The organism is Bifidobacterium sp. UBA6881, assembly GCA_002451435.1.
Lineage (GTDB): Bacteria > Actinomycetota > Actinomycetes > Actinomycetales > Bifidobacteriaceae > Bifidobacterium.
Map to the genome: position 1 here is coordinate 2429 of DKCF01000032.1, position 7119 is coordinate 9547.

General features: G+C 61.8%; 5 protein-coding genes and 1 pseudogene. All 6 read right to left on the minus strand.

Going from position 1 to position 7119, the window contains the following annotated elements:
- Positions 1–14: 14 nt before the first annotated feature.
- Positions 15–1031, minus strand: coding sequence for a cell division protein FtsQ/DivIB (locus tag B3C64_RS02505; protein ID WP_291533500.1), 1017 nt, complete (start codon positions 1029–1031; stop codon positions 15–17).
- Positions 1031–2596, minus strand: a complete 1566-nt coding sequence (gene murC, locus B3C64_RS02510; protein WP_291533502.1) for a UDP-N-acetylmuramate--L-alanine ligase — start codon at positions 2594–2596, stop codon at positions 1031–1033. Before murC ends, B3C64_RS02505 begins: the two co-directional genes overlap by 1 nt.
- A gap of 136 nt (positions 2597–2732) precedes the next feature.
- On the minus strand, positions 2733–3914 hold the full coding sequence (locus B3C64_RS02515; protein WP_291533504.1) for a UDP-N-acetylglucosamine--N-acetylmuramyl-(pentapeptide) pyrophosphoryl-undecaprenol N-acetylglucosamine transferase: 1182 nt from the start codon (positions 3912–3914) through the stop codon (positions 2733–2735).
- Between the two features lie 113 nt (positions 3915–4027).
- On the minus strand, positions 4028–5311 hold the full coding sequence (locus tag B3C64_RS02520; protein ID WP_291533506.1) for an FtsW/RodA/SpoVE family cell cycle protein: 1284 nt from the start codon (positions 5309–5311) through the stop codon (positions 4028–4030).
- Positions 5298–6737 carry a UDP-N-acetylmuramoyl-L-alanine--D-glutamate ligase gene (gene murD / locus B3C64_RS02525; protein ID WP_291533508.1) on the minus strand — a complete coding sequence of 480 codons (1440 nt, stop codon included), beginning with the start codon at positions 6735–6737 and terminating at the stop codon, positions 5298–5300. Before murD ends, B3C64_RS02520 begins: the two co-directional genes overlap by 14 nt.
- Positions 6738–6825: 88 nt before the next feature.
- Positions 6826–7119 (minus strand): annotated as a pseudogene (locus B3C64_RS02530) (phospho-N-acetylmuramoyl-pentapeptide-transferase); the annotation flags it as partial.

The following is a 7119-nucleotide window of genomic DNA, read 5'->3' on the forward strand; positions in this document are numbered from 1 at the left end:
ATTCGATGATCGGTCTATTTGATGATCGGCCGCAATGGAGCGGAGACATCGACGTTGTGCTTGTCGCCGATCACGTTGGGGTCGTTGATGATCTTATCGACCACGGCCTTCTTCAGCTTCAGGTCGGACGAGTCGCCCCACACGATCACGCGCTCTCCCCCGTTGAGTTCCGTGGTGATGGAATCCTGCGTGTCGGCGGTCACCTTGGTGATGGTCTTACGCATGGATTCCGGCAGGGAGCTGAGAATCGTCAACGCCTCCCGGATTGACCGGTTCTTCAGGCTCGTCTCGACGTCCTTCACCTCGATGACGGGTATGCCCTCCACCGACGCGCCATTCACGGAGTTGAGCACACGCCCCTTGCTGTCGACCGCCGTCATGGTGTCGGCGTCGGTCTGCAGCATGGCAGCGGGCTTCTGCGCCTTGATTGTTATCCGCAACGACTTCGGGAACTGCTTCTTCGACTCCGCCGCGGTGACGCCGGGGATGTCTTTGATTTCCTCCTCGACTTTGGCGTCGGAAACGAGCAGAATCGATTTGCCCGCCTGCTTCTTGGCGATATCAAGCACCTGGGACTGGCTTACCCATTCATTGGACCCGGCGACGCTGATATTGCCGGTTTCCAGACGAAACACGTCCGAGAAGAACAGCAGCCAGACCAGTGCCGCAACCACGATGGCGACCGTCCCTGCGATGCAGGCGCGCAGGACGACCATGCGTGCGTTCGCCCTGCGGCGTTCCTGCAGACGCTCGCTGAAATCCACGACCTTCGGACGGGTGGCCACACCCAGGGTGCCGGTCGTCTCCTGCAACGTCTTCGCTATGAAATCCTCGCTGACGAGGTTTCTGGCATCGACGAAACCACCGTCCTGGGAACGCCCGGCGGTTCCGGAGATGGAGCGCCCATGGGAGGAGCCGGATTCGTTTGAGACCTCACGACTCTGGATGGTCCGCCCTTGGGAACGGACCTCCACATGGTCCTGCGAATCATTCGGCTCCCTTCCGCCGGAGCTGATGACCTTTCGCGCCATCAGCCCTCGCAATCCCAGCGATGCGCCTCCAAGGCGTGCAGAATCACCTCGTCCATCTGCGTGATGTCGCCGGCGCCGACGGTGAAGATGACGTCGCCATGATGCGCGCGCATCGCCATCATCTGGGCCGCGGTGCGCATGTCATCGACGCCGCGGATCCAATCATCGGCAGGCTGATGGGCGAGCTTCAACGCCTCGTCCACGATGGTGGACGGGCTGACCGTCGGGAAATCCTCCTGCTTTTCGCGTGCCGGGAAGATTCCGGTGACGATCACATCGTCGGCCTTGGCCAGGGCCTGCGCGAATTCATGCGCGAAGAACATCGTGCGCGAGAACAGATGCGGCTGGAAGACCACATGCAGCACGGACTGCGGATAACGCCGACGCGCGGCGTCCAGCAATGCGGCGATCTCGGTCGGATGATGCGCGTAGTCGTCGACGACGGTCACCTGGCTGACGGTGCCGCGCACCTGGAAGCGGCGTGCCGCGCCCAGGAACGAGGTGACCGCGGCGGCGGCCTTGTCCACATCCAGTCCAAGCAACGCGGCCGCGATGATCGCCGCGGATGCGTTGCGCGCGTTGTGGATGCCCGGAACGGTCAGCGTCACCGCCACATGTCGTTCGTCATCGTCCAGCAGGCCCGCGGGCAGATGCAGCGTGAAATGCTCGGCTCCGCTTTGCGCGGTTTCGCTTTCGGATTCGATACGCACCAGGGAGGCGCCGTTCAGATCGCCCAATTCATCCGCGGTGCGTGTGGAGTACACGATGGTATGGTCCGCGATTCGCTGGTCAAGAGCGCGCAGCACCGCCAGATTGCCTTCGTCGTCGCCGCACATGACCACCGCCTTGGTGGCGTGTCCCGCGTGGTCGACGAACGCGGCGCGGTAGTTCTCCTGCGTACCGTAGTGGTCGAGATGGTCGGCTTCGGAATTCGTGATGATGGCGATTTCCGGATGGTATTTGGCGAAGCTGCCGTCCGACTCGTCAGCCTCGGCCACAAGCACCCCGCCATGCCCCGCATGGCCGCCGTCCAGCGTGGATCCGTCCTTGCCTTGGATGGAACCGCCGATGGCATAGCTTGGATCGGCCAGTTCGCCTTCGCCGGCATTCACCAGAATGTGCGCGAGCATGGAGCTGGTGGTGGTTTTGCCATGCGCGCCGGCAACCGTCACCGCGCGCCTCGCGTTCATCAGCAGAGCCAGAATGTCACTGCGGTGCACGATACGTTCCCCTGCCTCATGCGCGGCCACAATTTCCGGATTGTCCGGCTTGATGGCGCTGGAGAAGACGACCGTGCGCTTGCCCTCCACGTTCTGCGCGCGCTGTCCGAATTCGACGGTGATGCCCAAGCTTTGCAGACGTTCGGTTTTCGAGCTCGGCTCACGGTCCGAACCATCGACTTCGACGCCCTGCTCGTGCAGCATTTCGGCGAGCACGCTCATGCCGGCGCCGCCGATGCCGATGAAATGCGTCGCGCCCAGATCGGACGTGCCCTCTTCGGGCCCGAACGCCGCATGGGTTGGATCAAGAATAATGGTACCGGCTTCACGCTGGTTGTCAGTCACGACTGCTCCTCTTGCACTTTGGTTTCAAGCTCACTCCATTATGGTCGCACCTCTGGTCTCGCGCAATGCCGCGCCCATATGCAACGCAAGGCATCATCAGCGGATTTCCGGGTGCGACCATGGCGATGCCCGTCGATTATCTGCCCGACGTTCCGATCAGCGCCAGCACGCGATCCGCCATGACTTCGGCGGCGTCGCGGATGCCGTATTCCCACGCGTTGCGGCCGTACTCGGCGAGCGTCTGTGGCTCGGACAGCAGTTTCAGCACATGCCGTTTGACCCAATCCGCGGTGAATTCACGGTCGGTCACCATCAGACCGCCCTTGGCGTCCACCACGGGCTGCGCGTTGAAACGCTGCTCGCCGTTGCCGATCGGCAGCGGCACGTAAACCGCCGGCAGACCGAGCGCGGTCAGTTCGGAGACCGTTCCGGCACCGGAACGACAGATGATCAAATCGGCGCAGGCGAAGGCGAGATCGATGCGTTCCAGATACGCGGCCACACGGTAATCGCCATCGGAGGCATGCTCCGGCCCCAATTCGCCAAGAGCCCGCTCCCCCGCGCTCACGGACACCAAGGAACGCACCTCATCGTCCTTGCCTTTGCCGGTCAGGTGAATCACCTGCGCGTGCTCCAGCAGTTCCTTGGCGGAAGCGGCCACGGCACGATTCACGTTCACCGCGCCCAGCGATCCTCCGGTGATCACCACCAACGGACGATTCGGATCAACACCGAGTCGCGCCGCGGCCGCGCGCCGCGTCGCCACCCGATCACGTTCCAAATCCGAGGCGAGTTGCGCGATCGCCGGCCGCAATGGCAGTCCCACGCGTTCGACCTCGACGCCCTTGCGTGGTTTCAGCCCCGGTTCCGCATAGGCGGACCCGATCATGGCGGCCCAACGTGCGCCCAGCTTGTTCGCCATGCCGGCGCGTGCGTTCTGCTCATGAATCGCAATCGGAATGCCCAACTTGTGGGCCGCCGCGTACACCGGTGCCGAGGTGTAGCCGCCGAAACCGACGACCACCTGCGCCTGGTGGCGTGTCAGAATATCGCGGACCTTGCCCGTCTCGGACTTCCATTTTGCCGGAAATTGCAGCGCGGCCTTGTTGAGTCTGCGGGGAAACGGCACCTTTTCGATGGTTTCCAGCAGGAAGCCGGCCTGCGGAACCAAATCATGTTCCAAACCGACGGCGGTGCCCACCACCGCGATGTCCGCATCAGGCTCCTTCTCCCGAATCACATGCGCCACCGCAAGCAGAGGATTGACATGGCCGGCGGTGCCGCCGCCCGCCAAAACGATATGCTTCTGATCACTCATAGTCAACGAGCTTAGCCCACCGGCCGGTCCTGAACCATGCGGCACACCGAACGCGCCGGGATGATTACAGTTCATCTACGATTCATACGGAGCACGGATACCGGCGAACCTTTTCAGACGCGGCGTGCCTCCACCTTGATCTGCGGTTGCTCCTTCATCATGCTGATGGCGACTCCGGCCGCGCCCAAACACATAATCAACGACGATCCGCCTGCGGATACGAACGGCATCGGCACGCCCACCACCGGGAAGATGCCGACCACGACGCCGATGTTGACGAACGCCTGGCCGACGATCCATACCGCGATGCAGATCAACACGATGCTGATGTACCGGTCGTAGGTCTTCAATGCGATCACCATCATCGACCATCCCAGCACGAAGAACAGCAGAATGACCAGAGCCGCGCCGACGAACCCGGTCTCCTCACCGATGATGGCGAAGATGAAATCATTGTGCGCCTCGGGCAGATAGCCCCATTTCTCGCCGGAATTGCCGATGCCCACGCCGAGCAGCCCGCCCGACGCAATGGCGTATTTGCCATGTATCGCCTGGTAGCACACGCCTTCGAGATCGGAGGCGGAGCACTCCTGGTAAACGGCCATGATTCGTTGGACTCGGTTCGGACTGACGATGACCAGCACGATGACGCCGGCCACACAGACAGCGACGCTGGCAAGCAACGCCTTGACGGGAAAATCACCCAGCAGCAACGCGATGCAGCCGATGGCCACGACGATCATGGCGGTGCCGAGGTCCTTGCCGGCCACGATGAGTATCAGACTGGCCAGATATCCGACCAACAACCGATCGTATGCCCTGAGCAATTCAAGTGGCTTGGCGCCTTTACGGACCTTTTCGCGGGCATCGATCAATTCGCCCGGCATCCAGATGCACAACGCCAGCTTGACGATTTCCGCAGGCTGCACCGTGAACACGTTCGGTATGCCGATCCAGCCCTTGTTGCCATTGACCTCCACACCAAGCGACGTGAGGGTCATGAACTGCAGCACCAGCGCGAAAACCAGAAACGCGCCACTGCATTTGCGATATGCCCGGGAGGGAATCGCCATGGCCATCGCCGCCACGACGATGCCGCCCGCACAGAACAATCCCTGTTTGAGCGCCTGCGACCATGGCGATTGACCGTTGGCGATCATGTTCACCGAAGAGCTCGAGAACACCATGATCACGCCGAACACCGTGAGGATGACCACCGCAAGTCGGAATCCGTGATAGCACCATAATGGGTTGAGCAGGCTGCGCAGACCCACGAAATCATGGAAATCGTCGATGTCGGAGGATTTCGTCGCCGTGTCGTCCGGAGTGCCGCCAATCCCGGAACGGTCGGAATCACGCATCGAAAGGATGCCGCGACCCGGCTTAATGCTCCCCATGCTCGTTCACCCAGCGTCGTGCCTCGCGGGCGAACTGGTCGCCACGATCCGCATACGATTTGAATTGATCCATGGACGCGCAGGCCGGAGCCATCAGCACCACATCGCCGGATGAGGCGTATTCACCTGCCGCGTCGATGGTCCGCGCCATGACGGTGGCGTTGTCGGCCGGATCGATGACGGTAAGGGGGATGTCTGGAGCGCTGGCCTTGAACGCATCGAGCATCGGCTGCTGGTCCTTGCCGATGACGACCGCGGCCTTGATGATGTGTGCCTGTTCGGCGACCAGATGTTCGAAACGTCCGCCCTTGGCGAGGCCGCCGGCGATCCAAACCACGGATTTGTCGGCGAAGCTGTTGAGCGAAGCCTTGGCCGCATGGGCGTTGGTGGCCTTGGAATCATCCACGAAACGAATGGTTCCGCCATCCCGTGTTTTGGTGGTGGCCACGGTTTGGATGCGATGGCCGCCAGGAGCGAAACGCTTCAACGCGTCGATGGCGCGGCTCCTGTCGGCGCCGAGACCGAGCACCAGTGCCAAAGCGGTCAACGCGTCGGCCAGCAAATGCGGATAGACCGTGCCGTCCGGCTCGGTCAGATGCGTGAATTCGGCGATCGGAGCCACCTGCTCCGGGATGCCAGGCTCGCCGCCCGCCACGCCGGACATATCCACGATCCAACCGTCCTTCACGCCGATCTGCCCTTCCTGCGGCTCGGACAGCGTAAAGCCGATCCTACGGCAGCCGGATGCGGCCTGTGCCGCGAACGCCAGCTTGGTCACACGTTCGTCATCGGCGTTGTACACCAAGGCCTTCTTGACATTGTGGAACACCTTCGATTTGTCCGCGGCGTAGTTTTCGATGCCGCCGTGCCAGTCGAGATGGTCATCCGCGATATTGGTGATCGCGGCGCAGTCCAACGCGAGCGAATCCGTGAAATGCAACTGGAAGGAGCTCAGCTCGACGCACAGCACCTCGTTCGAGGGGTCGACGGCGGCATGCGAGACGGCCTTGCCGATGTTGCCCACGGCGGGGGCCTTGAACCCACAGGCGGTGAGCATCTCCGACGTCATTTCCGTGGTGGAGGTCTTGCCGTTGGTGCCGGTGATGCCGATCCAACGAGCCGGCTCACCGGTGGCGTCGCAATCGACACGCAGCTGCCAGGCAAGCTCGACCTCGCTCATGACGGGAATGCCGCGACGCTGGGCCTCGAGAATGAACGGGGTGCGCGGATTGAATACCGGCGAGGTCATCACCAGATCGACATTGTCCCAGTCGATCTGGTCGAACGAGTGCAGATCGGCGTCGGGCTTCTTTTCATCCACCCCGATCACCTTGCCGGCACGGGAAGCCAGCACCTGCATCATGCTCTGCCCGGAAACACCCAGTCCCGCGACGATAGCGGTTTTGCCATTCATGTCCATGTCCATCATCCTTCGATATGCGAAACGTCTTTTGCCGTATGGCGAATCATGAAGTAATCCGCCATGTTCGCCCATATTTGCGGTATTGCGCGGCTCAGCTCAGCCACAGGCCGGAATGCGTCACCCAATCGCCGTAGAACAGCATCAGCGCGACGATCACGAACAGCAGTTCGATCATCCAGAAGCGGGTGACGACCTTGACTTCAGGCCATCCCTTCAATTCGAAGTGATGGTGGATGGGAGCCATGCGGAACACGCGCTTGTGCGTCATCTTGAAGTAGCTGACCTGGATGATGTCGCTCATGGTCTCGATGACGAACAGGCCACCCAGGATGACGGCGAGGAATTCGGTGTGCGTCGCGATCGACATGGCCGCGAACAGGCCACC

Bases quoted from the DNA above. Each gene is read 5' to 3' on its own strand.
- B3C64_RS02505 (WP_291533500.1), bottom strand. From the start codon at position 1,031: ATGGCGCGAAAGGTCATCAGCTCCGGCGGAAGGGAGCCGAATGATTCG.
- B3C64_RS02515 (WP_291533504.1), bottom strand. From the start codon at position 3,914: ATGAGTGATCAGAAGCATATCGTTTTGGCGGGCGGCGGCACCGCCGGC.
- B3C64_RS02520 (WP_291533506.1), bottom strand. From the start codon at position 5,311: ATGGGGAGCATTAAGCCGGGTCGCGGCATCCTTTCGATGCGTGATTCC.
- murD (WP_291533508.1), bottom strand. From the start codon at position 6,737: ATGGACATGGACATGAATGGCAAAACCGCTATCGTCGCGGGACTGGGT.